Raw genomic sequence first — 24751 nt, 5'->3', positions numbered from 1 at the left:
TTGCGCCGGCACCGTCCGGCGCGCTCCGATCCTAGCCGCGATCATCGCCCTCCGGGGCGGTGTGGACATCCCCGGATCGGGCGATCGCGAGCAGGAGGTCGTGGGCCCGGGCGGCCACCGGATTGGCGGTACGCCGAGCACCGAGCTCGACCAGTGCCACCAGGTCCGCGGACCTGGCCAGGTCGAGGGCATCCGTGGCGTTGCCACCACGCACCGCGACGTAGCCCGCCAGCACCCCCGAGACGTACGCCGGGTCCCGGTCGAACCTCAGCAGGTTGCCGAGGTCGGCGAACGGTGAGCCGGCGTGCGCGAACTCCCAGTCCAGCACCGCGCGCACCCGCAGCGTCTCCGGGTCGAGGATGAGGTTCTTGGGGTTGAGGTCGCTGTGCACCAGGCTCACCCGGGCGACCGTGTAGAGCCGGTCCTGGGCGTCGGCGGCCACGTCCCGCAGCCCCTCCAGGTCCGACGGCGACCAGTCCAGACGCTCGGCGTACGACTCGACCCACTCGGTCAGGTCCAGCTCGAACGTCTCGACCCGCAGGTCCTTGTCGGCGAAGGTCCCGGCACTCAGGAACGGCATCCCGGCCAGGGTGCCCGCGATCTCCCCGAGGCAACGCCCGAGCCGATCTCGCTGCGCCTCGTCGAGGTCGGGCAGCAGCAGGTCACCGCGTACGCCCTCGACGAACTCGGTCACCAGCAGCGCCGGCGTGCCCGTGGCCGGGTCGGCGCGGCGTACCTCCAAGACGTCCGGGACCGGGACGAGGCCTCGCACCAGACGGTGCAGGGCCTCGTGGACCTCCGCGGCCTGCGGGTGGTGGTGTGGGTCCGCGAAGACCCGCACGACCGACCTCTCCCCACCGGCCTCCGCCAGAAACGTCTCGCCCGACCAGCCGCCGTCGAGCGGCCGAAGGCCCCCACCGAGTTCACCAAAGCTCACCCGGCGAGGTTAGGGCACGGTCAGGCGCAGGGCCGGCTCTTCGGCTCGATGTAGACCCGGTGGGTCGCCCTCGGGCTGTCCCACATCTTGTTGAACCGGGAGGTGTAGGACTGGTAGTAGCTCTTCGAGGTGAACCGGAAGGTGACCTCGTCGTTGCTGAACGACGGCGGTGACCAGTTCTCCGAGCCGGTCCAGACGCTGAAGGTGCCCTTGTCCGCGAAGCGGCCGTTGACGCTCATCCACTTGTAGTGGGAGTAGCAGCGCGAGCCGTAGACGATGTTGTCGCCGCTGGTCGACTTCTTCTGGCCCCAGTCCCAGGCGGCGTCGCGCACCGGGATGCCGACCGCCTTCAGCTTGCGGTAGACCACGTCGCTGGTCACCGAGCCGATCACCCGGACCACGCAGCCGCGCTTCTTCAGCCGGACCACCTCGTCGGCGATGCGCTCGCCACGGCGGCTGTACCACGCGTACATGTGGATCCGCAGGATCGTCTTGCCCTTGGTGCCGTAGCCGCTCGGCGCCCGGCATCCGATCAGCCGGAGCCGGTCGATCACCCGGTCACCGCTGCTGCGGGCGTAGATCTCGTCGCTGGTCGTGCCCGGGAGCTGGCGCTGGAAGCCGACCGAGGTGCCGCCACCGGTCCAGGACACATAGCGCGGCGAGGCCTTCCGGTCGGCCTTGAGCTCGTTGAACATCCGCAGCCACGTCTTCCACAGGCTGTCGTTGGCGTAGATCGTCTGGGCGTCGTTCCACTGCGAACCGGCCGCACCGCCACCGAGGTTGCCGGAGCTGTTGATCAGGACGTTGCGCTTGGTGCCGACCTGGGTGAACGAGTGGATCTTGATGTGCAGGTTGCCCTTGTCATAGCCACGGCAGGCACCGGCGCAGCCGTAGATGAAGCTCGGCCGGGACCGCGTGGTGCCGAGGCGGGCGGCCAGCTTCCGCTCACCGCTGCTCCACATCTTCCGGTTGACCAGGATCTGCACATGGACACCACGCTTGTGAGCGGCGATGAGCTGATCGACGGTGTCGGCGCGGTCCAGGTTGTAGGTGACGAACCGGATGTAGGAACCCTTGGCCGCGTAGCGGACGCTGTTGTTGATCCGGTGGACGATGAAGTTGCGCTGCGCCGCGTCGCCGGTCGGGTTGTTGAAGAACGGACCCGCCGGTGGCGACCAGGTCGCCGCCGTCGCGGGCGTCGAGACCACGGACATCGTCGCAACGACCAGGGCCGCCACGCAGCCGGCCACAGCCGAAGCGATCGAGATCTTCCGGGTCTTCCTCGACCTCAGCACATTCCCCCACATGCGGCCGGACTATACCCAGCGACGTATGGCCCGCAACGACAATTCCGAGAACTAGATGCCGAACCGAAAGAAACCCGCCTCCGAGCAGTGCTCGGAGGCGGGTTTTCGGGACGTACGTCCCAGGCTCAGAGGGTCAGCCCTTAGCCGCCTTGACGGCCTCGGTGACCGCCGGGAGGACGGTGTGCAGGTCGCCCACGACACCGAAGTCGACGAGCTCGAAGATCGGTGCCTCCTCGTCCTTGTTGACCGCGACGATGGTCTTCGAGGTCTGCATACCGGCACGGTGCTGGATCGCACCGGAGATCCCGTTGGCCACGTAGAGCTGCGGGGAGACGGTCTTGCCGGTCTGGCCGACCTGGAAGGTGTGCGGCATCCAGCCGGAGTCGACCGCGGCACGCGAGGCACCAACGGCGGCACCGAGCGCGTCGGCGAGACCCTCGACGGCGGAGAAGTCGCCGCCGGTGCCACGACCACCCGAGACTACGATCGCGGCCTCGGTCAGCTCCGGGCGACCGGAGGCCTTACGCGGCTGGGAGGCCACGATCTGAGCGGTCTTGGCGGCATCGGAGATGGTCACCTCGAACGGGGTCACCGCAGCGGCGCCGGCCTTCTCGACCGGAGCGGCCGAGTTGGGCTTGACCGTGATGATCGGGGTGCCCTTGGTGACCTTGCCCTTGACCGTGAAGTTACCGGCGAAGACCGACTGGGTCGCCACACCGGAGTCGTCGAGGTCGACGGCGTCGGTGATCAGACCGGAGTCGAGCTTGATCGCCAGCCGGGCCGCGACCTCCTTGTTCTCCGCGGAGGAGGGCAGCAGGATCGCAGCCGGGGAGGCGGAGCCGGCCAGCTGCGCCAGCGCCTCGGCCCGCGGGGCGACCAGGTAGCCCTTGATCTGGGCGTCGTCGATGACGTAGACCTTCTCGGCGCCGTAGCCCTTGACGGCCTCCGCGGCACCAGCGGCACCGTCGGCAGCACCGATGTAGACCGCGGACGGCTCGCCGAGCTTGGCGGCCAGGGTGAGCAGCTCGTAGGTCGGCTTCTTGACCTGACCAGCTACGTGGTCGATGAGAACGAGAACTTCAGCCATGATTCAAAGATCCTTTCTCGGCCTCAGATGAACTTCTTGGACGCGAGGAAGTCGGCCAGCGCCTTGGCGCCCGAGCCGTCCTCGTCGGTGACGATCTCACCAGCGGTACGCGGCGGACGCGCCGCCGTCTCGAGAACCTCGGTGTAGGCAGCACCCAGACCCACCTGAGCGGCCTCGACACCCAGGTCGCCCAGCGACCAGGACTCCAGCGGCTTCTTCTTGGCCGCCATGATGCCCTTGAAGGACGGGTAGCGGGCCTCACCGGACTGATCGGTCACCGAGAGGACCAGCGGCAGCGTGCCACCGATGACCTCGGTCGCGACATCGCCGTCACGCTTGATCCGGACCTGGTCGCCCTGGGTCTCCACGACCGCAGCGAGGGTGACCTGCGGCAGACCGAGACGCTCGGCCAGCATCGCCGGGACCACGCTCATACCGGCGTCGGTCGAGGCCAGACCGCCGACCACGAGGTCGACCTTGGTCTCGGCGCCGATCTTCTCGATCGCCTTCGCGAGCACCAGCGAGGTGGCGATGGAGTCCGAGCCCGCGATCGCGTCGTCGACGACGTGGACGCCCTTGTCGGCGCCCATCTGCAGCGCCTTGCGCACAGCCGCCTCGGCCGCCTCGGGACCAACAGTCAGCGCGGTGACGGTGATCTCCTCACCCTCGCGCTTCTCCTTGATCTGCAACGACTGCTCAACCGCGTACTCATCGAGCTCGGAGAGCAGACCGTCGACGTTCACGCGGTCGACGGTGAAGTCGTCCTCGAACTGCCGGTCCGCGGTCGCGTCCGGCACGTACTTCACAAGCACAACAATGTTCATGATGGTGCGGCCTTGCCGGCCCCTCCTGGAATGGTCGTAGTTCGCCAGCGATGTTACCCGTCAGTCACATACGATGACAGGTGCCTACGCGTTGAGAATGTCACATGGCCTCAGGGCCGGATCACACCGGCCACGATGCGGCCGACGATCAGCCACGCCAGCGCACCGAGGCCCCAGTTGAAGAGTGCGTTCTTGATCTCGGCGTCCTCACCGCTGAACTGCTTGATGCCGTTCTCCCGCGAGAACAGGCCCAGGTCGGCGATGTCGGCGACGTGGAGGACGAACGCCACGAGGGTGTTGTCCTGGTTCGCCTTGAGCGCGATCATCAGCGCTCCGATCGCCAGCGCCAGCGCGGCGAGCAGCGCGATCACCCAGACCACCCTGGCGGCGTAGGACCGGATGGTGTGGACCATGCCCGGGCCGGTGGACGTCTTGGTGTCGGACACGAGCTTCACTTCCCTTCGAAGTTGGCTTTGCCGGGGCCGTTCTCCAGGAACGATCCCATCCCGGTCTGGGAGTCCTGCGTCGCGAACACGCCGGCGAACTGCTGCTGCTCGATGGCCAGCCCGGTGGCGAGGTCCGCCCCGAGCCCCTTGTCGATCGCCGTCTTCGCCGCCGCCAGAGCGAACGGTGCCGCCTTCTTGAACTGGCTCGCCCACGCGAGCGCCTCCTCATAGACCGAGGCCGCCGGTACGAGCCGGTCGGCCAAGCCGATTGCAAGCGCCTCGTCTGCCTTGACGAAGCGGCCCGAGAAGATCAGATCCTTGGCCTTGGACGGCCCGATCAGCCGTGCCAGCCGCTGAGTGCCACCGGCACCCGGGATGATGCCGAGCAGGACCTCCGGCTGACCGAAGGTCGCGTCGTCGGCGGCGATGCGGAAGTCGGCCGCGAGGGCCAGCTCGCAGCCGCCGCCCAGCGCGTAGCCGGTCACCGCGGCCACCACCGGCTTGGGCATCTCGGCGACGGCCGTCACCGCGGCCTGTACGCCCGCGACCCGCTTGGCCATCTCCGAATAGGAGAGGCCGGCCATCTCCTTGACGTCGTTGCCGGCGGCGAAGAGCCTCTCGCCGCCGTAGACCACGACGGCGCGTACGTCGTCGTCGGCGGCCGCCTCGGTCGCGACCTCGAGCAGCTCGGCCTGCACCTGGAAGCTGATCGCGTTCATCTTCGGCCGGTCGAGCCGGATCGTGCCGATGCCGTCCTCGACGGTGAGGTTGACGAAGTCACCCATCGTGCCGCTCTCCCCTGTCTGTTGATGGCCTGCCTGTGAAGCCGGTTACATGTGTCCGGAACACTATCGGGTGCCCTCCGTCTCTCGTCTGCGGGTTCGCGGTACAGGCGTTGCGTGTATCGCGTAACCCGAGCCGGTAAAGGGACGTTTGGCCCATATGACCGAAACACGTTCCAGTCGCATCCGGGTGAGCCTCGGTGCCGCGTTGAGCATCGCCCTCGGCGCTGTCGTACTGGCGACGCCGGTCTCGGGTGCCGCGCTCTCCACTACTGATGACACTGCCACTGCCACGGCCGAGACAGCCCGCTCCGGCGGGCTGCTCGGTCACCAGGCCGATGCCGGCCAAGACGTACGCGACCGCGTGCCGCCCACCTCGGCCCAGGAGTCCGCGGCCCGGGCCCTGGAGGCCGTCGACATCCGCTGGAACGCCCACGGGACCCCGACCTCGCTGACCACCGCCGACGGCGTGCTGGCCACGGCCGGCTCCTCGGACCCGGTCGCCGCCGCCCGGGAATTCCTGGCCGACAACGCTGCGGTCTTCGGGCTCACCGCCGCCCAGATGGGCGACCTCGAGCTCGTCAGCGACCAGTTGCTGGCCGGCGGAGGCGGTCATGCGGTGCTCTTCCGGCAGACCTACGACGGTCTGTCCGCCGCCACCGAGGGGATGGTCACCGTGGGCGTGACCGACGGCGCCATCGCCTACGTCTCCTCCTCGCTGTCCAAGGTGACCGGCTCGGTCGCGGAGGCGGAGCTCACCCCGACCGAGGCGTGGCTGAAGGCGGCGGCCTCGGCCGGGCGCCCGATCTCCGGCGGAGCTGTCAGCGAGATCGTCACCGACCTCGCGGCGAAGCTGACCGACTGGACCAAGCTGACCGTCCCCGGCCTGGCGACCGACCAGCTGGTGCGGCTGCGTGCCCTGCCGGTCCCCGGCGAGGGGGTACGCCCCGTCTTCCAGGCCACCGTCGTCGACTCCGCCGCCGCCACGCTGCTGGGGCAGACGGTGCTGGTCGACGCGGTCACCGGCGAGGTGCTCCTGCGCCGTGACAACGTCGACCACGAGAACGACGTCGAGGGTCCGTTCACCGGCACCGCGCTCGGCGCCTGCGGGCCGAAGCACACCTTCGACATCTCCGACGACAAGACCCGCACCCTGGCCGCGCTCGCCATCGGCCTGCCGACCGACGACTTCACCGTGAAGCTCTTCGCCCCCGACGGGACCCTGCTCGTCGAGGGTGACCTGCTCACCAGCCCCGAGGCCGCGACCTACACCGCCGACGAGATCGCCCCGGGGACGTACGCGGTCCAGGTCTGTCCCTTCGACGACTCGCTCCTCCTCGGCAGCTACACGGTGACCGTCGCGTCCTCCGACGCCGGCGCGGAGACCGGTGGCCTGCCGGGCGGCAACCCGCGCTGGTCCTACTTCCCCGGCACCCCCGACGCCGCCTCGACCGGGGGCGCCGCGGTCCCGGCCAACGACGTGATCGCGTGCTGGACCAAGGTGGCCGGGTGCACCGGGCCGGAGCTGAAGAGCCTGGCCAACGCCGGTCCATGGGACACGCTGCTCAACACGACCGTCGGGGTGCCGTCGCTGACGACCATCGGCAACAACGCCAACACCCACGAGGGCTGGCTCTCCCCGCTGGCCGCAGGTGGACTCGAGCAGGCGCCGATCTCGCCGTTGCGTGACTACACGGGGAAGTTCACCGACGCCTGGAACAACGCCAGGTGCGCCCCGACCAACCTGGTCCCGGGCGGAAACGACGTCAACTACGTGGTCGGCAACCTGTTCGCGAGCCACAACCGGATGCACGACTGGTCCTACTTCCTCGGCTTCACCGAGGAGAACTACAACCTGCAGACCGACAACCTCGGCCGTGGCGGCCGCGGCCTCGACGCCGAGGTCGGCAACGCCCAGGCCGCCGCGCTCGACTCGCAGGTGATCGAGCAGACCGGGCTGCTGACCGGCCGCAACAACGCCAACCAGCTGACCCTGATGGACGGGGTGCCGGGGATCACCAACCAGTACCTCTTCCAGCCCGCTGCCGGCGCCTTCTACGCACCCTGCACCGACGGGTCGCTGGACTTCGGGATCGTCGGCCACGAGTACACCCACGCCATCTCCAACCGGATGATCGGCGGTCCCGACGACGGGATCACCTCCGAGCAGGGTGGCGCGATGGGTGAGTCGTGGGGCGACCTGGCCGGGGCCGAGCACATGTTCGCCCACGACCTCTACAACGGCGGCACCCCGTGGGCCGTCGGCACCTACGCGACCGGCAACACCGAGACCGCGATCCGCGACTTCGCGATCGACAAGAACCCGCTCAACTTCTCCGACTACGGGTTCGACACCACCGGCCCCGAGGTCCACGCCGACGGCGAGATCTGGAACGGCACGATGTGGTCGGTCCGCAAGGCGCTGGTCGACAAGTACGACGCCGCCTACCCCTACGCCGACAAGGCCCTGCAGCGGCGCTGCTCGGTCGGGACGACGACAGCCTCTCCGCTGGCTGCTGACAAGTGCCCCGGCAACCGCCGTTGGATCCAGCTGGTCTTCGACTCGTTCCTGCTCCAGCAGGGTGCGACCTCGATGCTGGACGCCCGCGACGCCTTCCTCGCCGCCGACCAGATGCGCTTCGGCGGCGCCAACCGCCAGGTGATCGCCGATGCCTTCGCCCGCCGCGGCATGGGCCAGTACGCCACCACGACCGCCGACAGCGACGAGCCGACCCCGAGCTTCGCCTCGCCGGCCTCGCGCAACGTCAAGGTCACCTTCACCGCGCCGGCGCCCGGGAAGGTCTACGTCGGTCGCTTCGAGGCGCGGGCCACCCCGATCGCCGACACGCTCACCGACACCGCTCTCGGGTCGGTGGCTCACTTCGTGCCGGGGACGTACGAACTCCTCTACGTCTCCGCCACCGGAGGCGCCCAGCGCAAGACGGTCACGGTCTCCCCCGCCGAGATCACCAAGACCGTCTCGTTCGCGGCCGGGACCAACCTCGCCGCGGCAGCCAGCGGCGCCCAGGTGCTCACCTCGACCGAGGGCTCGCGCAACCCGGCCGCGCTGATCGACGGCACCGAGAGCACCAACTGGGGCGGGGTGACCGCGGACGACGTGGACGCCACCACGCCCTCGATCGCCGTCGACCTGGCCGGCGGGACCCGCACCGTGAAGACGGTCGGGGTCAGTGCCTACCTGTCGCCGGCGACCGAGACCGACGCCGACTCGGGGTCGCGCTTCACCGCACTGCGGAAGTTCGCGCTGGAGGCGTGCGTCTCCGCCTGCGACACGGCCGGCGCGACCTGGAAGCGCTTCTACACCTCGGCCGACGACGCCTTCCCCGGAAAGCGCCCGCGGCCGGTCGCCCCCGACCTCAACCTGCGCACCTTCGACGTCCCCGACACCTCCGCCGCGGCGGTCCGTCTGGTGGCCTTGGAGAACCAGTGCACGGGCTATGCCGGCTACGCCGGTGAGCAGGACGCCGACCCGCTCACCACGACCGACTGCAAGACCGGCTCCGACCGCGGCACCATCGTCCACGCCGCCGAGCTGCAGGTCTTCGGGCAGTAGGCCACCCGGGCGGGTTGCAGAGACCCGCAACCCGCCCGCGCCAACATTTTGCATTGCAAGTTTTTGCAGAATTGCTGACGAAGCGGCTCCGGCATGCCACAGTAGTGACTGCCCCGCTGGTGACCCGAGACGCCAGCGGGGCCTTTCTATGACCAGGTTTCTATGACCAGGACAGTGGCGTCGAGCAGCGCATCCGGAAGCACCCGCCCGGAATCCGAGGCGAGGGTCCTCGCCCCCATGCCGTCGAGCGCGATCGCGCGGGAGCACGCGTGGCGATGGCGCAGTCGCGTACGCCCGGGGTAGAACTGAACCGACGGCGGGCGGGGGTCCTGCCGGTCTGGAGATCTGTGCGATGAAGGCTCTGAGGTACGTCACGATCGGCGCTGCGCCGGAGATCAACGAGGTTCCGGTGCCGGAGCCGGCACCGGGTCAGGTGCGGGTGAAGATCACCGCGGCCGGCGCCTGCCACTCCGACTCCTTCCTGATGGGACTGCCGGAGGAGGCCTGGAACACGTTCGGCTACCCGCTGCCGATGACGCTCGGGCACGAGGGTGTCGGGGTCGTCGACGCACTCGGCGACGGCGCTCACGGGATCGAGCACGGTGAGCCGGTGGCGATCTACGGGCCGCAGGGCTGCGGCCGCTGCTATCCCTGCGCGCAGGGCAAGGAGAACTACTGCGAGCGTGCCGCCGAGCTCCACATCAGCCCACCAGGGCTCGGCACCGACGGGACCATGGCCGAGTACGTCCTCGTGCCGGACGCCCGCCACCTGCTGCCGCTCGGCGACCTCGACCCGGTCGCCAACGTGGCACTCACCGACGCCGGCCTGACGCCCTACCACGCCATCAAGGGCTCGCTGCCCAAGCTGGTCGCCGGCTCGACCGCCGTCGTGATCGGCGCCGGCGGCCTCGGCCACGTCGCGATCCAGCTGCTGCGGGCGCTCTCCCCCGCCACCGTGATCGCGCTCGACCTCGGCGAGGACAAGCTCGCCCTGGCCACCGACGTCGGCGCGCATCACGCCTTCCTGTCCGACAAGACGGCCGCCGACAACATCCGCAAGGTCGTCGGCGCCCGCGGCGTCACCGCCGTCTTCGACTTCGTGGGCGCCCAGCCGACCGTCGACCTGGCCGCGTCCGTGATCGGTGTGGAGAGCGACCTGGTGATCGTCGGCGTCGGCTCCGCCACCGCCCAGGTCGGCATGCTCGCCAAGCCGTACGACTCGGTGATCCGGGGTCCCTACTGGGGTTCGCGCTCGGAGCTGATGGAGGTCCTCGACCTGGCCCGCGCCGGGCTCGTGCACGTGGAGACGGAGCGGTTCTCCCTGGACGAGGCACCGGAGGCGTACCGGCGACTTCATGAGGGCACGCTGCGCGGCCGCGCCGTCGTCGTCCCCTAGGGCGTGTCTCCCAAATCCACGCCCGCTACGCGACGTTTCGCATCCGATCTGGCCGCGTTGGCGCCGCTCGACAGCCACCAGGATGCCTTCGCAGCGCCGCCTTGCCAGATCGGCCCGAAACGCCGCTCGCGGCCGCCGTGTCTTTGAGAGACACGCCCTAGTCCGGCATCGACGCCAGAGCAGCTCCGGCGAGCAACGCGGCGACGAGCACGGTCGCGGCAAGGACCCAGTAGAGCGCGTCGTACCCGCCCAGCACGGTGGCGAGCGCGGCACCCACCGCAGGAGCGAGCGCGCCCGCGACCCCGGCGGGAGCCGAGTAGACGCCGTTGAGGGCGGCGTACCTCTCCGGGCCCCACACGTCGCCGACGACGGTGGCGGCGATGAGCGTGTAGAGCCCGCGGGCGGTCCCGGTGAGCACCGCGACGACGATCATCACCCAGCCGACCGCGGGCAGCAGCGGAAGCAGCGCGACGGAGACCGCGAACCACAGCACTCCTCCGATCATCCGCGCCCGGACGCCGAAACGCCGCGCCAGCATCGGGTAGAACGCACGCCCTGCGACCTGGCCGGCGCCACTGAGCCCGAGCGCCCAGGCGGCGGTGGTCGCGCTCAGCCCGTGCTCGACGAGGAACGGCACCAGGTGGACGATCGAGGCGAACACGGCCAGCGAGACCAGGGTGCCCGCGATCGTGAGCAGCACGAACCGGCTGCTCCGCAGCACGTCCCGGTCCCGCACGGGTCGGCCGTCCTGGCTCGGGGCGGTCGGCTGCCAGGCGAGATCGAGCACGACGATGCTCGGCACGAACGTCAGCACCAGGAAGGCTACGGCCAGGATCACGTACGTCCATCGCCACTCCACCCACCCCGCCAGCGCATCGGTGAGCGGCGCGAAGATCGTCGAGGCGAACCCACCGGCGAGGGTGAGCGTCGTGATCGCATCGACCCGCCGGGTACCGAACCAGTGGGTCAGCGCCGCGAAGGCCGGCGGGTAGAAGGTGCCCGCGGTCGAGAGCCCGACCAGCAGCCAGCCCAGCGCGAAGATCCAGTACGAGGGCGCAGCAGCGACCACGAGCAGCGACGCCGCGCCCAGCGCGCTGGCCCCGGCCATCACCCACCGCGGCCCGAAGCGCTGGATGACCCGCCCGACCGGGATACCCGCCACGGCCCCCACCAGCGTGCCGGCGGAGAACGCGGTGGTGATCGCGGCCGCCGACCACCCGGTGGCGTCGACGATCTGCGGCTGCAGGACGGTGAAGGCGTAGTAGAGGACGCCGTACGCCGCGGTGACGGTCACGCAGAGCGTGATCAGCACCGCGAGCAGCGGCCGCCCGTCGACCCGCTGTTCCATCGACAACCTCCCAGCAGCACGTAGGTCGTCACCCTCCCACGCGCCGCGTCGGCGCCGACGTCGGCCTCAGCGTTCCAGGTGGACCTCTTCGGCGACGCCGCTGAGCTTGGCGGGGTTGCGCACGTAGTAGAGGCCGGTGACCATGCCGTCCTCGACGTGCAGGGTGACGACGCCGTCGACCTCCTCGCCGAAGTAGAGCAGCATCCCGGGGGCACTGTTGACGCTGGTGAGCTCGAACCTGGGGACGCCGTACTTCGTCGCCAGCCCCGCGAAGAACCGCAGCACCTTCTCGGCGCCGTGGATCGGCTTGCGGGCCGCCTGCACCACACCGCCGCCGTCGGAGAAGAGCACGACATCCGGGGCGAGCACGTCCAGCAGCGACTGCAGGTCTCCGCCGGTCGCGGCGTCGCGGAACCGCTCCAGGGCCTGCCGCGCCTCGGCCGCCGAGACCGACTCGCGCGGCCGCCGCTCGGCGACGTGGGCACGCGCCCGGTGGGCGATCTGACGCACCGCGGCGGGCGACTTGTCGACCGCATCCGCGATCTCGTCGTAGCCCAGCGCGAAGACCTCGCGCAGCACGAAGACGGCCCGCTCGGTCGGCGAGAGCGTCTCCAGCACCAGCAGCACCGCGGTCGAGAGCGAGTCGGCGAGCTCGGCGTCCTCGGCCACGTCCGGCGAGGTCAGCAGCGGCTCGGGCAGCCACGGACCGACGTACGTCTCCTTGCGGCGCGACAGCGTCCGGATGCGGTTGAGCGCGAGCCGGGTCGTGATCCGCACCAGATAGGCGCGGTGGTCGCGCACCTCCTCCAACGGCACCTCGGCCCAGCGCAGCCAGGTCTCCTGGAGCACGTCCTCGGCATCGGCGGCCGAGCCGAGCATCTCGTAGGCGACCGTGAAGAGCAGGTTGCGGTGAGCGACGAACACTCCCGTTGCGGCCTCGTCACTCATGACCGCGACCCTACCGGCGCCGGTGCCTCCGGGATCCTGAACGTGCTGGGCATCCTCGCTCCTGTCTCGTGTCTTGCATCTCGTCACCATCCAGACACCGGCACTTATCAGGTTGTGACACTAGGGTTGTCGCGTGAGCGAGCCAGAGACGACGACCGTGGCGGAGGGCGTTGCCCGGATCGAGTGGGCCGCGGGCGAGGCCGTCGACGTCGTACGCCGCGAGGTGGCCGCCGCGCTGCTCACCCATCACCGGGTGGAGGCGCTGGTCGACCCGGCCGACGTCACCGAGCAGCGCACCGCGACCTGGTCGGGGCTCCACCGCGAGGGCCTGCTCCGGGGCGTGGCGGGCGGCCAGGACCGGATGCTCTACGCCCGGGTGGCGAGCGACGCCCCGGTGGAGGCTCCCGAGGGCTTCCGAGCGCTGCTCAACTCGTTTCTCCCACGCAAGCGCGCGATCGGGCAGATGCTGGTGCGCGACGCCGAGGAGCGCGTCCTGATGTGCCAGCTGACCTACAAGAAGGACTGGGACCTGCCCGGCGGCATCGTGGAGGTCGGTGAGTCGCCGAAGCTGGCCACCACTCGCGAGATCGAGGAGGAGCTCGCCCTCGTCCTCCCCGCCGGCAACCTGCTCCTCACCGACTGGCTGCCGCCGTGGGGCGGCTGGGACGACGCCGTCTGCCTGGTCTTCGACGGCGGCGTCCACCCGGCCTCGATCGTGGAGCAGACCACGCTCCAGCCGCGCGAGATCCGCTCGGTGGCGTTCTGCACGCTCGACGAGGTCCGCGAGCGGGCCGCCGACTTCACCGCGCGCCGGGTCGAGGCCGCCCTGGCAGCGCTGAAGGGCGGCCCGACCTATACCGAGTCGGGCCGCCCCTAGCTCCTACGTCACCTCGACGGGTTCAGCTCCGCGACGACCACCGCCTGCGGACGGAGGCTGACCGGCCCGAGGAGGCCGGAGGTCGGCGGGACCTGGTTGGCCTTGCCGCGCTGGTTCAGCAGCGTGTTGGTGACCCGGACCTCGATCGTGTTGGTGCCGGCACGGAGCGCCTCGGTGGCATCGATGACGTACGGCCGCCACATCGCGCGCGGGAGCACGACCCCGTTGACGGTGACCTGCGCGATGTCACGCACGTCGCCGAGGTCGAGCCTCATCCTCCGGCCGGCCAGGTCGGCGGCGGTGACGTCGACGGAGGTGCGGTAGGTGGCGCTCCCGGAGAAGCGGGGGTCGATGGTGGTCCACGATCCCAGCGGCCTGGTCTGCTCCGTCTCGCCCTCGCGCTCGAGCTTCACCGTCCATGGGCCGTCCAGCGCGATCGGTGCCAGCGGGTCGGTCACCGTGGCCTCGCCACGGTAGATCCGCGGCCCGTCCTTGCCGATGAGCGCCGTCGTCCCGGGCTCGTCGAGCAGTACGGTCGCCTCGAGCGCCTTCCCCTGCCTGGTCACCGACGTCGCCACCTGGTCACCGACCAGGTGCGCGCCTGCCCTGGTGCCCTTCTGGAAGACGATCGCGAGCGTCTCGTAGGGGTCCAGCCGCAGCGGCACGATGGTCTCGTCGCGCCCGCCCTCGTCGTAGGTCGCGGCCACCTCGGTGCTGCCGTCGCGCGGGTCCCAGATCTCCGGCACACCGTCGACAGGAAGGGTCGCCGAGGTGCTGATCGCCTGGTCGCTCTCGTTGTTGACCAGGAACGCGACGTCCCCGTCCCGGCTGGTACGCAGCACCCGCACCGCCGGGGCGGCGGGGCTGAGCGCGGCGGCGGAGACACCGGCGCCGGCCGCCAGCCCACCGAGCGCGTCGACGTCGGACACGACCGCGACGTGGCCGTCACCGACCCGCTTCCAGCCGCCGGCGGCCGCACCGAACAGCGACCGCAGCTCCTTCGCCAGCGCCGCGTCGCGACCATTGGCCTCGAGCTCCGGCAGCGCCCCGACGGCGGCGACGCGGCCGCCGTCGCGTACGAACTTCTTCAAGGTCTTCGCCGTCTCCAGGTCGAGCACCGGCGTCGTGGGCAGCACCAGCATCCGGTAGCGGGCCTTGCCGACCTTCAGCTCGCCGTCGTCGGCACGCGCCTGGAAGCGGGTGCCCGGGTCGCCCGAGAGCGAGCCGTCGCTGAGCAGGTCGAAGTCGACCTGGCCGCGCTCGAGGGCGAACGCCGCCGAGCTGAGCGAGTCGTCGAGCCCGTGCTCGGCATCGGTGGTGCGGGTCTGCTCCGCGGCCCGCTGCGGCTGCACCAGGGCGGTCTCGGCGAGCGAGGTCCCCCGGCCGAGCTCCATGACCCGGCCGATCCACGCATCGACGTCGCCCATCGCGTCCCAGTAGGTGCTGGCGGGCCCGAACGGGGGTGCGAAGTAGACCTGCTTCTCGTCGGTCCACATCGCGTGCAGCGCGGTGAAGTTGGCTCCCCGGGTGGCCAGGGCGCCGATCGTGGCGTGCATGTACTCCGGGGCGACTCCCCAACCGGAGTTGCCGAACACCTCCACCAGGGCGCGGTCGGCACCGCTCTGGTGAGCCGCCGAGGCGGCGTTGCGCATCAGGGTGGTCTGCTTGCCCGCCGTGTAGTCGGTGGTGATCATGTCGGTGCCGGGAACCTGGGCGTACTGGTTGTTCTTGGTCAGGTCGCCGGTGCTGTGCATCCGCTGCTGCGGGCCCTCCTCGTCGAGCAGCGGGTTGGTGATCAGCTGCAGCCCGTGCTTGCCCATCCAGGTCGCCTGACGCTGGTAGTAGTTGGTCGCGAACGAGTCGTTGACCGCGCGCCAGTACGTCCCGGAGTACTGCTCACCGGTGCGGCCGAGCTGGTCGGAGGCGGCGGTGAACGCGACCCCCGGGGACCCGCCCGCGTCCTCGATCAGGTCCGCGAGACCGTCGGACCAGGCGAGCCGCTTGAAGGGCCACGGCTCGGCCGAGGAGATGAAGGGCTCGTCGTCCCAGAAGCCCGGCACCACCGAGCCCATCGCCCAGCCGAAACGCCGCAGGTACTCACCCTGCACCACCTCGAGCAGCCGGTCGGTCGCGTCGGGGTCGAGCAGGTTGAGATAGCCGCGGTGGTAGCCGCTGGTGTCGTCGACCAGGGTCGTGTGCGCGAAGGTGTCCACCTGCCAGCGCCCCGCCGGCACCGTCCAAGAGCCGTCCTCGAGGTTCGGGGTGAGCTCGACCAGGTCGCCGCCGTCGGTCGATCCCGTCGGACGAGCCGCTGCCGCGACCGTGTCCTCCAGCCTGACCAGCGGACCGCCGAAGTCGCCGATCGCCTCGCTGTCCTCGAACGTCTGGGACCACAGTGCGGCCCCGGCCGGGTCCGTGACGCTGAGGTCGTTCCACTGCACGCGCTGCAGGCCCTCGACCGCGTCCTCGATCCCGACACCGCCGAACTCCGCACTGACCGCCGGAGCACCCGTGGCGTACGTCGCGTCGACCGCCTCGGGCTGGACGGTCTTGTTGATCACCGGCTGGATCCGGTCGCCGGAGACGGTGACGCTGATCGTCTGCTCCCGCCGCGGCGAGAACCCCGGCGTGTTCACGCCGGTGGTCAGCTGGGTCCGCGAGCCGCCGTCGAGACGCCAGACGCTCGCCTTGCCCTTCACGTCGACGTCGACGAGGTAGCCGCGACTGCCGTCCTCGGAGGCGCGTACGACGAGCTGCGCGCCGGAGGCGGTCAGCGTGACCTTCCCGGTCGCGGTGTAGTCGCCCCAGGTCGCACCCGAGCTGATCGGGTGCGCGCCCTCGCGGATGGCCGCGTCCACGACGAGCCGGCCGGCCTCGACGCTGAGACCGCTGGACTCGGCCGGGTCGATCGTCGCCGGGCCCTCGACGACCCGGGTCGAGCGCTGCAGCGCCTTGAGACGCAGCTCGGGGCTCGGCTCGTACGTCTTGTCCCCGACGGTGCCGCCGTTGGCGATGATGCCGCCCGCCTTGCCGCTGGGGAAGTTGCTGTCGTTGAACAGCCAGATCCGCATCCCGGTGCGCTGCGCCTCCCGCAGGACGTGCTCGACGATGTCGAACCAGGCCTCGGTGAAGAACGCCGGCTGCATCTTGTCGCCGCCGTAGGGGAAGAGGACCGCCTCGTAGACGCCCTTGTCACGCATCTCCGCCATCTGCGCGTCGACGACGTCCGGGGTCACGTTGCCCGTCCAGTACCAGTAGAACGCCGGGCGGCTGTCCTTCGGAGGGTCGGCGAAGGACGCCGGGTCGAAGCCTTGGGCCTCGTTCGAGGCCTGGGTGGCCACCGCGGGATCGGCGGGTACGGTGCCGAGCGCGAGCGACGTCGCCAGGGCCACGGTGCCGGCGAGAATGCCGGTGAGTCTGATCATGGTCCTTGACTTCCTTACTCGGAGACGAACGTGTAGGTGCCGGTCCCGACCTCGAACTCGGCGAACCCGGAGACGGTCGAGGTGACCTTGCGGGCCCCTCGGGGCGCGCTGACCCGCTGGCCCTCGGTGACGGGCACCCGGACGGTCGCGGTGGTGTTCGGCGGGATCGTGGCGGTGAGCCTGACCGTGCCCTCGGCCCGGACCCAGGAGCTGGAGATCGTGCCCCGGACCGAGTCGTAGGAGGACGAGGCGGAGGCGACGTCTCCGACGAGCGCGGGCTCGATCACGACCTTCTTCCAGGCGACCGAGTCGTCGGCCTGGGTGATGCCGGCGACCCCACCGGTGAACCAGGCGTCGATCGCGCCGAGCATGTAGTGGTTCTGCGAGGCGCCGGAGCTGGTCCAGCTCTCCGGCAGCGAGGTCGCGCCGGCGGCGAGGAACTTGCCGTAGCTGACCCCGTCGTTGCGCTGCACCCAGTCGTGGAGCACGTCGTCGAGCCGCTCCCGGGAGAGCAGGTCGACAGCGGCGTACAGGCCGACCTCACCGACGACGATGTGGTCGTCGGCGTCGCGGATCTGCTGCACGAACCTGTCCAGCACGCCCTCGCGCAGGTCTGCCGGCACCAGGTTCCCCTGGAGCGCCAGGGCCTGGCTGGCCTGGTCGCCGTTGCCGTAGAGGCCGGTCTCCGGGTGGTAGAAGGTCGCCTGGAAGGCGGTCGCCACCTCTCCGGCCTTCTTCTCGTACGCTGCCGCGTCGCCGTCGCGCCCGAGGGCGGCCGCGATCCGGCTCATGTGGGTGAGGATGCGGTGGTAGGCCCAGGTCTGGGTCAGCGGCGCCGGTGTGGCCGGCGAGGCCGGGGTGATCCAGTCACCGAGGCCACCGGAGACGATGCCACCGTTCGCGATCGAGGCCAGGTAGTCGGCGTACTCGACCATCTGCGGCCAGTGGGCGCGCATGGCGCTGTCGTCGCCGTACCACTGGTAGATCTGCCAGGACGACACCGCGAGGGTCGCGCCCCAGTTGGCGTCGTGCCGGAAGGCCCCGGCGAAGAGGGCGTCCTCCGGTGCCGTGGTCGGGATCAGCCCGTTGTCCCGCTGGGCGTCGACGACGTCCTGCAGCATCTTGCGGTAGTGCGCCTGGACGTCGTAGCCGTAGGCGAGGGTGTCGAAGACCAGGTTGGTCTGGTCGAGCCAGCCGAGCTTCTCGCGGTGCGGGCAGTCGGTGAAGACGGAGTACATGTTCGACTGCACCGAGCGGTCGATGATCCGGTGGATCCCGGTCATCTGGGCATCCGAGGTGGTGAACGAGCCGACCGCCCGGTCGGTGGCGCGCAGCACCAGCCCCTTCACCGTCGCGGTGGTCGGCTGCGTGGTCAGGCCTTCGACCTGGAGGTAGCGGAAGCCGTGATACATGAACCGCGGGGTGAACGTCTCCTCGCCGGTGCCGGCCAGGGTGAACCGGTCCCGGATGTCGCCGCCGACGCTGCCCTGGTCGACGGTGCCGTCGGCCTTGAGCTTCTCGGCCGGTCGCATCGTGATCGTGGTCCCGGCCGGTCCGCTGGTCGTCAGCTGCTGCCAACCGGCGAAGTTGGTGCCGAGGTCGAAGACGTACGTCCCCGCCTTCGGCTCCTTGACGGCGACGGTCTCCAGGGTGTCGACCTCGCGGATCGGCGGGCTCTGCTGAGCCACCAGCTCCGGATCGCCCGCCGGGGCGCCGATGTCGACCGCGTCGAGCCAGCCGGCACGGTTCGCGCCGGGCTCGTTCCAGGCACCGAGGTCGCGCCGGGCGTCGTGGTCCTCGCCGCCGTACCAGTTCGAGAAGGTCACCTCGCCGAGGGTCGACTTGAACGAGGAGCCGGTCGCGACCGTCTGGCGCCGGCCGTCACGGTAGGTGATCTCGAGCTGCCCCATCGCCCGCGGGGCGCCGTGCCCGGCGGCGGCCTTCATGTAGCGCTTGGGGATCTCGGGGGTGTTGAAGACGTTGTAGATCCCGTTGCCGAGCTCGATCCCCCAGGTGTTGCTGCCCTTGCGGAGCAGTCCGGTGACGTCGTAGGTGGCATACGGGACCCGCACGCTGTGCTCGGTGTTGCCGGGCTGCAGCAGGTCCTTCGAGACCGGTCGTCCGTTGAGCGAGGCGTCGTAGACGCCCTCGCCGGTGACGTAGAGGCGCGCGGAGGCGACGTCACCGCGGGCGGTGAAGTCCTGGGCCAGCACCGGCAGCGCCTCGGGGGCCGTGTGCAGGTTGGAGATCGCGGTGACCTTGGTGCGCGGCCCCACCTTGGTGAACGTCGTGCCGTCGGCGGAGACGGAGGCCTGGAAGTCGCGGGGGAAGTTCGGCGTGGTGCCGTACTCGCTCGGCGCGTCCCACAGCGAGTAGAGGCGGATCGTGTCGATCGTCGTCGACTCGCCCAGATCGATCGTGATCTCGATCGGCTGGTCCTGGACGTCGGTCTCGGGGTGGTAGTCGCTGCGGTAGCCGCGCGGGTCGTCCGCGGTGGTGACCTTGCCGTCGGTCAGGTACGCGGGGTCCCACACGCCCGGCTCGGAGTTCTCCTCGGAGACCGTCACGGTGGCGCCCTCGGCCAGGTTGGCACCGTCGGCGCCGAGGGTGGCCTCGATCTCCCCGAGCTCGAGGCGCGGCTTCCAGTCCGGGTCGTCGAGCGGCTCACCGGGGCGGCCGAGGTCGATCACGGTCAGGCGAACGTAGCGGGTCTCCTGCGCGCCGATGCTGACGTCGTGGTGGAGCGGCTCCGCCCAACGTCGGTCGGTGATCCACTCGCCCTGCCAGTCGGACTCGTCGAGCAGACCCATCTCGAAGGAGGCGGGCCTGCTCCACTCGCTGACGCGGCCGGCGGCGTCCCACACGCGGACCTGCCACAGCGCCTCGTCGCGGGAGCCGAGGCGGTCGCCTGCGTAGGAGGTCGCCATCGAGGCCGAGCGGACCCGGCCGCTGTCCCACAGGTCGGGGCGGCCGAGGCGGCCGCGGGTCGAGGCGACGCGGACCTGGTAGGCCGTCTGCCGGGCGACCCCGACGCCGTTGCGCCACTGCAGATCCGGGGTCAGGTCGTCGATGCCGATCGGATCGCTCACCCCTCCGACGCTGAGCCGCACCGGGGCGGCCACCTCGTCGGACGGGCCGCTCGCCACCGCCGCGGACGGCATCAGACCAATAGCTGACGCCACGAGCGCAAGGCTGACCAGGGCTCTCATCGCACCTCCTGAAACGATTCAATTCCTACGGAGGTCGAGTATGTCTCACGTCACATCTATGACGGAAGTCACATCAGCAGACTGGCCGCATGCGGCCACGTCCGGGGCCTGTCAGCGACGCTCGCTCTCGACGAGCTCCGGGAGCGGCGCGCCGACCCCGGACGACCGGGGCAGGCGTACGACTCCCTGGGCGACCAGCGCCCCGATCACCAGGAGCGCGCCACCGGCGAGCTCGCCGGCGCTCGGCACCTCCCCGAGCAGCAGCCACGCCGAGCCGATCGCGACCGGCGGCACCAGCAGGATCCACGGCACCACCGACGACGCCGGGTGCCGGGCGAGCAGCGAGTTGAAGATCCCGTAGCCGACGAACGAGGCCAGCACCACCGTGTAGACCGTGGAGACGAGCGCCTCCCAGCCGAAGGCGGCCACCCCTTCGCGGATCCCCTCCGGCCCGTCGAGAACCAGGGAGAGCGCCAGCAGCGGGAGCGGAACGACCAGGGCCGACCAGACCGTCAACGAGAGTCCGCCGGGCACCTTGGCCGCCCGGGAGATCACGTTGCCGATCGCCCACGACAGCGCGGCGAGCAGGCACAGCACCAGCGCGACGACGGGTACGTGACCGCCTCGCCCGAGCGCCACCACGACCAGACCCAGAGCGCCGGCGACGACGCCGACCACCTGCATGAGGGTCGGCCGCTCGCGCAGCACACCGGCGGCGATGACGATGGTGAGCACGACCTGCGCCTGCAGCACCAGGCCGGCCAGCCCGGGCGGCATCCCGGCGGCCATGCTCGTGTAGAGCAGCCCGAACTGGCCCAGGCTCATGAAGATCCCGACCGCCGCCACCACCCGCCACGACGCCTGCGGGCGCGGAAGCAGGAAGACCGCCGGGAACGCGACCAGGACGAAGCGCACGGCGAGCAGCAGCAGCGGCGGCACCGCATGCCCCTCGCGCGTCTCGAGGCCCCAGTCGATGACGACGAAGTTGAAGCCCCACAGGACGGCGACGAGGACGGCGAGCAGTGAGTCACGGCGGTTCACACCATCAACGATGACCCCCAAGACGATGAAGCACCATCGAATGATTCTTCATTCGATGACGTAATATTTCTTCATGATCGACCTCGCCTCGCTCGTCGCCCTGCGCACCATCGACACCCACGGCTCGGTGGTCGCGGCCGCCGACGCCCTGGGCTTCACGCCCAGCGCCGTGTCGCAGCAGGTCAAGCGGCTCGAGCGGCAGGTCGGCGTACCTCTGCTGGAGCGGATCGGCCGCGGCGTCATGCTCACCCACGCCGGCCGGCATCTGGTCGATGAGGGGTCGCGGCTGCTCGCCGACATGGAGTCGCTGGAGTCCGGGCTGCACGAGCAGGCGACCACCGTGGCCGGGCGGCTGCGGCTGACCGCCTTCTCGACCGCGATGCGCGGACTGGTCGCGCCAGTCGCGGGCGAGCTCCGCATCGCCCATCCCGAGCTCGCCCTCACCCTCTCCGAACGCGAGCCGTGGGACACCGTCGACCTGGTCGCGACGGGTCACAGCGAGATCGGCGTCGTGCACTCCTGGGGCGACGTGCCGCTGTCCATCCCCGACCATCTCGTCACCACCGAGCTCCACCGCGACATCGCCGACGTGATCGCCCATCGCGACCATCCGCTGGCCCAGCTCGCCAAGGTGACCCCGCACGACCTCGTCACCGAGGACTGGATCGCGACTCCGGAGGGCACGATCTGCCGGCAGTGGCTGAACCGGATGTACGCCGGCACCGGCGGGCTGCCCCGGATCGCGCACGTCTCGATGGAGTTCGACAGCCATCTGGCGCTGGTGCGAGCCGGGCTCGGGATCGCGCTCGTCCCCCGCATGGGCAGGGCGGCGCTCGGTGAGGACCTGGTCGCCGTACGCGTCGTCGACCCGGTCCCCACGCGCGAGATCCTCGCGCTGCACCGGCGCACGATGGCCGCCTCACCGGCGGTCACCGCCGTGCTGACCGCGCTGGCGGCTCAGCACGGCGCCGAGAACAGGGCCGGTCAGAACAGGGCCGAGGCCAGCGACTGACGGCCCTTGAGCACCCGCTCGTCGTCGTTGCCGACCGCGGCGAAGAGGCCCAGCAGGTGCTCGCGCGCCTTGTTGCGCTCGGCGTCCGACGTACGCCGCACCAGCTCGACCAGCCGGAGGAAGGAGTCCTCCACGTGGCCACCGAGCAGGTCCAGGTCGGCGACGAGGGTCTGGGCGTCGACGTCGTCGGGCGCGGCCGCGGCGGCGGCACGGGCGGCTTGCAGGTCGACCCCCTGCGTACGCTGCAGCACCTTGGCCATCGCCAGCCCGGCGGCGGCCTCGGAGTCGGCGGGGTTGGAGGCGATCAGCTTCTCGTACTCGGCCACGGCGGCGTCGATGTCGCCGCGCTCCAGCGCGTCCTGGGCCGGGGCGTAGCGCGGATCCATCGCCGGCTCGTCCCCTTCCTCGGTCGTCACGGCACCGCCGAGGGCGTTGGGCTTGTGCCGCCCGCCGATGCCCTGGGTGGTGAGCTGCTGGCCGAGCTGCTGGAAGACCGTACGCAGCTCCTCGAGATTGAGCGCGCCCGGGATCGGCTGGGTGACCGGCCGGCCGTCGAGCAGGATGTAGAGCAGCGGCACCTGGGGCACCTGCAGCGCCTGCGCGATCTGCGGGTTCTTGTCGATGTCGACCAGGCCGAGCAGGAAGCGGCCGTCGTACTCCTCCACGACCGTCGACACGTCGCCCGCATAGGTGACGCTCTCGGGAGCGCGGGAGGCCGAGTAGAAGACCAGGACGACCGGAGCGGTCATCGAGGCCTCGAGCACCGACTGGAAGATCTGCTCGTCGACCTCGACGGTGTAGGAGCCGGCACTTCGCCCCTGAGCGGGAGCCGCATCGGCCGGACCGCCGAAGGGGGCGTCCTGTGCGGGCGTGGTGCTGGCGAGCCCGGAGAGGTCGACGGCTCCGGGACGGGAGAACGGCTGCTGCGTCATGGGGGCAATCCTATGAGGACGGTCTAACCGACGCTGCCACGGAGGCCCGCACGCTGGACGACTCGCTGGATGGTCAGGTCTCGCTCGTTCGGCCGACCGACGAAGTAGATGTTGTTGAGGCCCTGCTCCTGGGCGGCCGACTCGAAGACGAAGTGGCCGTAGTTGAAGATCTGGCCGGTGAACGACTGCTTCACGGTGATGTCGAGGACTCGCGCCAGCGGCATGGTCGCCAGCTCGCTCGAGAGGACACCGTGGACGCGGAAGATGCGCATGTTGGTGACCACGAACCGGTCCCGGCTGATCACGAGCGCTTGCCAGAATGCGTACCCGACGAGCCCGAAGGCGAGCAGCACCAGGATCCAGGCGACGTTCATGTCGATCGTCGCCGCCACGATCATCAGCGCCAGCCCGAGGATCGCGAAGGCAACCGGCTTGATGTAGGAGACCCAGTGATGGGTGACCTCGTCCACGACGACCTCACCTTCGTCTCGCAGAAGGTGCTTGGAGATGTCGACACCGAAGAGGTTCACGCGACCAACGATAGTGATCTCACTGTGCGGAAGTCGACAAACAAGCCGTACGCCGGGACAACCTCCCCCGAGAAGTCGGTTCCTGACGCCGAAAATCGACTATTCGGCCTCAGCGACCGATTCCTCGGCCAGGAGGACGTCCGCGGCGGCGTAGGGGTCGCGTACGCCTTTGACCACGTCCGCCGCCAGGGCGTCCAGGTCGCCGGCCGAACCCACCGACGACCATCTCGCGCGCAGGGTCTCGACGGCGATGGCCTCGACCTCGGCCCGGGCCCGGCGCGTACGCCGCAGCTCCAGCGTCCCGCTGGAGCGCAGCCACTCGCGGTGCTCGTCGAGCGCGCCGACGACCTCGGCCAGGCCCTTGCCGGCCTGGGCGACGGCGGTGAGGACGGGCGGGGTCCAGGCCCCCTGGGTGCGGTCGGTCAGGCGCAGCATCCCGCGCAGGTCGCGCTGGACCTTGGTCGCGCCGTCGCGATCGGCCTTGTTGACGACGTAGAGGTCGCCGATCTCCAGGATCCCGGCCTTCGCGGCCTGGATGCCGTCACCCATCCCCGGCGCGAGCAGCACCACGGTGGTGTCGGCGAGCCCGGCGATCTCGACCTCCGACTGGCCGACGCCGACGGTCTCGACCAGCACGACGTCGAACCCCGCCGCGTCGAGCACCCGGATCGCCTGCGGGGCCGACCAGGCCAGGCCGCCGAGGTGGCCCCGGGAGGCCATCGAGCGGATGAAGACACCCGGGTCGGTGGCGTGGTCGGTCATCCTGATCCGGTCACCGAGCAGCGCGCCACCGGAGAACGGTGAGGACGGGTCGACGGCCAGCACCGCCACGGTGCGCCCCTCGGAGCGCAGCTCGCGGACCAGCGCGGAGGTGGTGGTCGACTTCCCCACCCCGGGCGCGCCGGTGAGCCCCACGATGTGGGCGTGCCCGCCGTGAGGCGCGAGCGCGGCCATCACCTCACGGAGCCGCTCTCCCCCGCCGACCGGGGCGTTCTCGACGTACGACACCAGTCGCGCGACCGCCCGGGGCTCACCGCCCCGGGCGCGCGCGACCAGGTCGCTCACATCAGCGATGG

18 protein-coding genes are annotated in these 24751 nt (G+C 70.4%); 4 read left to right on the top strand and 14 right to left on the bottom strand.

Translation table 11 applies throughout. The annotated features are described in order from the left end of the window. Positions 1-31: 31 nt before the first annotated feature. From BLT25_RS16110 to BLT25_RS16085, 6 genes are all read right to left on the bottom strand, one after another. Positions 32-937: a phosphotransferase family protein gene (locus BLT25_RS16110; protein WP_091047913.1), complete on the bottom strand. Its 906-nt coding sequence runs from the start codon at positions 935-937 to the stop codon at positions 32-34. Positions 938-957: 20 nt separating this feature from the next. After that, positions 958-2244 carry a phospholipase D-like domain-containing protein gene (locus BLT25_RS16105; protein ID WP_091047911.1) on the bottom strand — a complete coding sequence of 429 codons (1287 nt, stop codon included), beginning with the start codon at positions 2242-2244 and terminating at the stop codon, positions 958-960. A gap of 133 nt (positions 2245-2377) precedes the next feature. After that, positions 2378-3331, bottom strand: coding sequence for an electron transfer flavoprotein subunit alpha/FixB family protein (locus BLT25_RS16100; protein ID WP_091047909.1), 954 nt, complete (start codon positions 3329-3331; stop codon positions 2378-2380). A gap of 23 nt (positions 3332-3354) precedes the next feature. Then, positions 3355-4155, bottom strand: coding sequence for an electron transfer flavoprotein subunit beta/FixA family protein (locus BLT25_RS16095; protein WP_091047906.1), 801 nt, complete (start codon positions 4153-4155; stop codon positions 3355-3357). Between the two features lie 110 nt (positions 4156-4265). Further along, positions 4266-4601 (bottom strand): hypothetical protein, encoded by a 336-nt coding sequence (locus tag BLT25_RS16090; RefSeq protein WP_091048804.1) that lies wholly within the window; start codon positions 4599-4601, stop codon positions 4266-4268. A gap of 5 nt (positions 4602-4606) precedes the next feature. After that, on the bottom strand, positions 4607-5386 hold the full coding sequence (locus BLT25_RS16085; protein WP_091047904.1) for an enoyl-CoA hydratase/isomerase family protein: 780 nt from the start codon (positions 5384-5386) through the stop codon (positions 4607-4609). 157 nt (positions 5387-5543) lie between these two features. Here BLT25_RS16085 and BLT25_RS16080 point away from each other — a divergent pair, with 157 nt between their 5' ends. Then, positions 5544-8957, top strand: a complete 3414-nt coding sequence (locus BLT25_RS16080) for a M36 family metallopeptidase (protein ID WP_091047901.1) — start codon at positions 5544-5546, stop codon at positions 8955-8957. A gap of 352 nt (positions 8958-9309) precedes the next feature. Then, a complete protein-coding gene (locus tag BLT25_RS16075; RefSeq protein WP_091047898.1) occupies positions 9310-10353 on the top strand; it encodes an NAD(P)-dependent alcohol dehydrogenase in 1044 nt (347 codons plus the stop codon). A gap of 157 nt (positions 10354-10510) precedes the next feature. Here BLT25_RS16075 and BLT25_RS16070 read toward each other — a convergent pair whose 3' ends face one another. Both BLT25_RS16070 and BLT25_RS16065 read right to left on the bottom strand, forming a co-directional pair. After that, entirely contained in the window at positions 10511-11701 is a 1191-nt protein-coding gene (locus BLT25_RS16070) for an MFS transporter (RefSeq protein ID WP_091047896.1), read from the bottom strand. A gap of 66 nt (positions 11702-11767) precedes the next feature. Further along, a complete protein-coding gene (locus tag BLT25_RS16065) occupies positions 11768-12649 on the bottom strand; it encodes an RNA polymerase sigma-70 factor (protein WP_091047893.1) in 882 nt (293 codons plus the stop codon). Positions 12650-12782: 133 nt separating this feature from the next. Between BLT25_RS16065 and BLT25_RS16060 the strand changes: the two genes are divergently transcribed. After that, a complete protein-coding gene (locus tag BLT25_RS16060) occupies positions 12783-13526 on the top strand; it encodes an NUDIX domain-containing protein (protein ID WP_091047891.1) in 744 nt (247 codons plus the stop codon). An 8-nt stretch (positions 13527-13534) separates the two neighbouring features. Here the strand turns inward: BLT25_RS16060 and BLT25_RS16055 are convergent, their stop codons facing one another. From BLT25_RS16055 to BLT25_RS16045, 3 genes are all read right to left on the bottom strand, one after another. Next, positions 13535-16951: a glycosyl hydrolase gene (locus tag BLT25_RS16055; RefSeq protein WP_091047889.1), complete on the bottom strand. Its 3417-nt coding sequence runs from the start codon at positions 16949-16951 to the stop codon at positions 13535-13537. A 14-nt stretch (positions 16952-16965) separates the two neighbouring features. Next, positions 16966-20133, bottom strand: coding sequence for a family 78 glycoside hydrolase catalytic domain (locus tag BLT25_RS16050; protein WP_143033776.1), 3168 nt, complete (start codon positions 20131-20133; stop codon positions 16966-16968). Between the two features lie 138 nt (positions 20134-20271). Further along, entirely contained in the window at positions 20272-21201 is a 930-nt protein-coding gene (locus BLT25_RS16045; protein ID WP_091047883.1) for an EamA family transporter, read from the bottom strand. Between the two features lie 73 nt (positions 21202-21274). Here BLT25_RS16045 and BLT25_RS16040 point away from each other — a divergent pair, with 73 nt between their 5' ends. Then, positions 21275-22213, top strand: a complete 939-nt coding sequence (locus BLT25_RS16040; protein WP_091047882.1) for a LysR family transcriptional regulator — start codon at positions 21275-21277, stop codon at positions 22211-22213. Here BLT25_RS16040 and BLT25_RS16035 read toward each other — a convergent pair. The 3 genes from BLT25_RS16035 to meaB form a co-directional block, all read right to left on the bottom strand. Then, entirely contained in the window at positions 22186-23145 is a 960-nt protein-coding gene (locus BLT25_RS16035) for a co-chaperone YbbN (RefSeq protein ID WP_091047879.1), read from the bottom strand. The two genes, BLT25_RS16040 and BLT25_RS16035, sit on opposite strands and share 28 nt — an antisense overlap. A gap of 23 nt (positions 23146-23168) precedes the next feature. Beyond that, positions 23169-23675, bottom strand: coding sequence for a PH domain-containing protein (locus tag BLT25_RS16030; protein ID WP_091047876.1), 507 nt, complete (start codon positions 23673-23675; stop codon positions 23169-23171). Between the two features lie 99 nt (positions 23676-23774). Next, complete coding sequence (gene meaB, locus BLT25_RS16025) at positions 23775-24740, bottom strand: methylmalonyl Co-A mutase-associated GTPase MeaB (protein ID WP_176883980.1); 966 nt, start codon at positions 24738-24740, stop codon at positions 23775-23777. Positions 24741-24751: the final 11 nt, after the last annotated feature.

This window comes from Nocardioides sp. YR527 (assembly GCF_900101045.1).
Lineage (GTDB): Bacteria > Actinomycetota > Actinomycetes > Propionibacteriales > Nocardioidaceae > Nocardioides.
This window is presented reverse-complemented; position numbering and strand designations above follow the sequence as displayed.

What these genes read in the sequence shown, in the direction of transcription:
- BLT25_RS16105 (WP_091047911.1), bottom strand. Translation starts at nt 2,244, where the DNA reads ATGTGGGGGAATGTGCTGAGGTCGAGGAAGACCCGGAAGATCTCGATC.
- BLT25_RS16100 (WP_091047909.1), bottom strand. Translation starts at nt 3,331, where the DNA reads ATGGCTGAAGTTCTCGTTCTCATCGACCACGTAGCTGGTCAGGTCAAG.
- BLT25_RS16095 (WP_091047906.1), bottom strand. Translation starts at nt 4,155, where the DNA reads ATGAACATTGTTGTGCTTGTGAAGTACGTGCCGGACGCGACCGCGGAC.
- BLT25_RS16085 (WP_091047904.1), bottom strand. Translation starts at nt 5,386, where the DNA reads ATGGGTGACTTCGTCAACCTCACCGTCGAGGACGGCATCGGCACGATC.
- BLT25_RS16080 (WP_091047901.1), top strand. Translation starts at nt 5,544, where the DNA reads ATGACCGAAACACGTTCCAGTCGCATCCGGGTGAGCCTCGGTGCCGCG.
- BLT25_RS16075 (WP_091047898.1), top strand. Translation starts at nt 9,310, where the DNA reads ATGAAGGCTCTGAGGTACGTCACGATCGGCGCTGCGCCGGAGATCAAC.
- BLT25_RS16070 (WP_091047896.1), bottom strand. Translation starts at nt 11,701, where the DNA reads ATGGAACAGCGGGTCGACGGGCGGCCGCTGCTCGCGGTGCTGATCACG.
- BLT25_RS16065 (WP_091047893.1), bottom strand. Translation starts at nt 12,649, where the DNA reads ATGAGTGACGAGGCCGCAACGGGAGTGTTCGTCGCTCACCGCAACCTG.
- BLT25_RS16055 (WP_091047889.1), bottom strand. Translation starts at nt 16,951, where the DNA reads ATGATCAGACTCACCGGCATTCTCGCCGGCACCGTGGCCCTGGCGACG.
- BLT25_RS16040 (WP_091047882.1), top strand. Translation starts at nt 21,275, where the DNA reads ATGATCGACCTCGCCTCGCTCGTCGCCCTGCGCACCATCGACACCCAC.
- BLT25_RS16035 (WP_091047879.1), bottom strand. Translation starts at nt 23,145, where the DNA reads ATGACGCAGCAGCCGTTCTCCCGTCCCGGAGCCGTCGACCTCTCCGGG.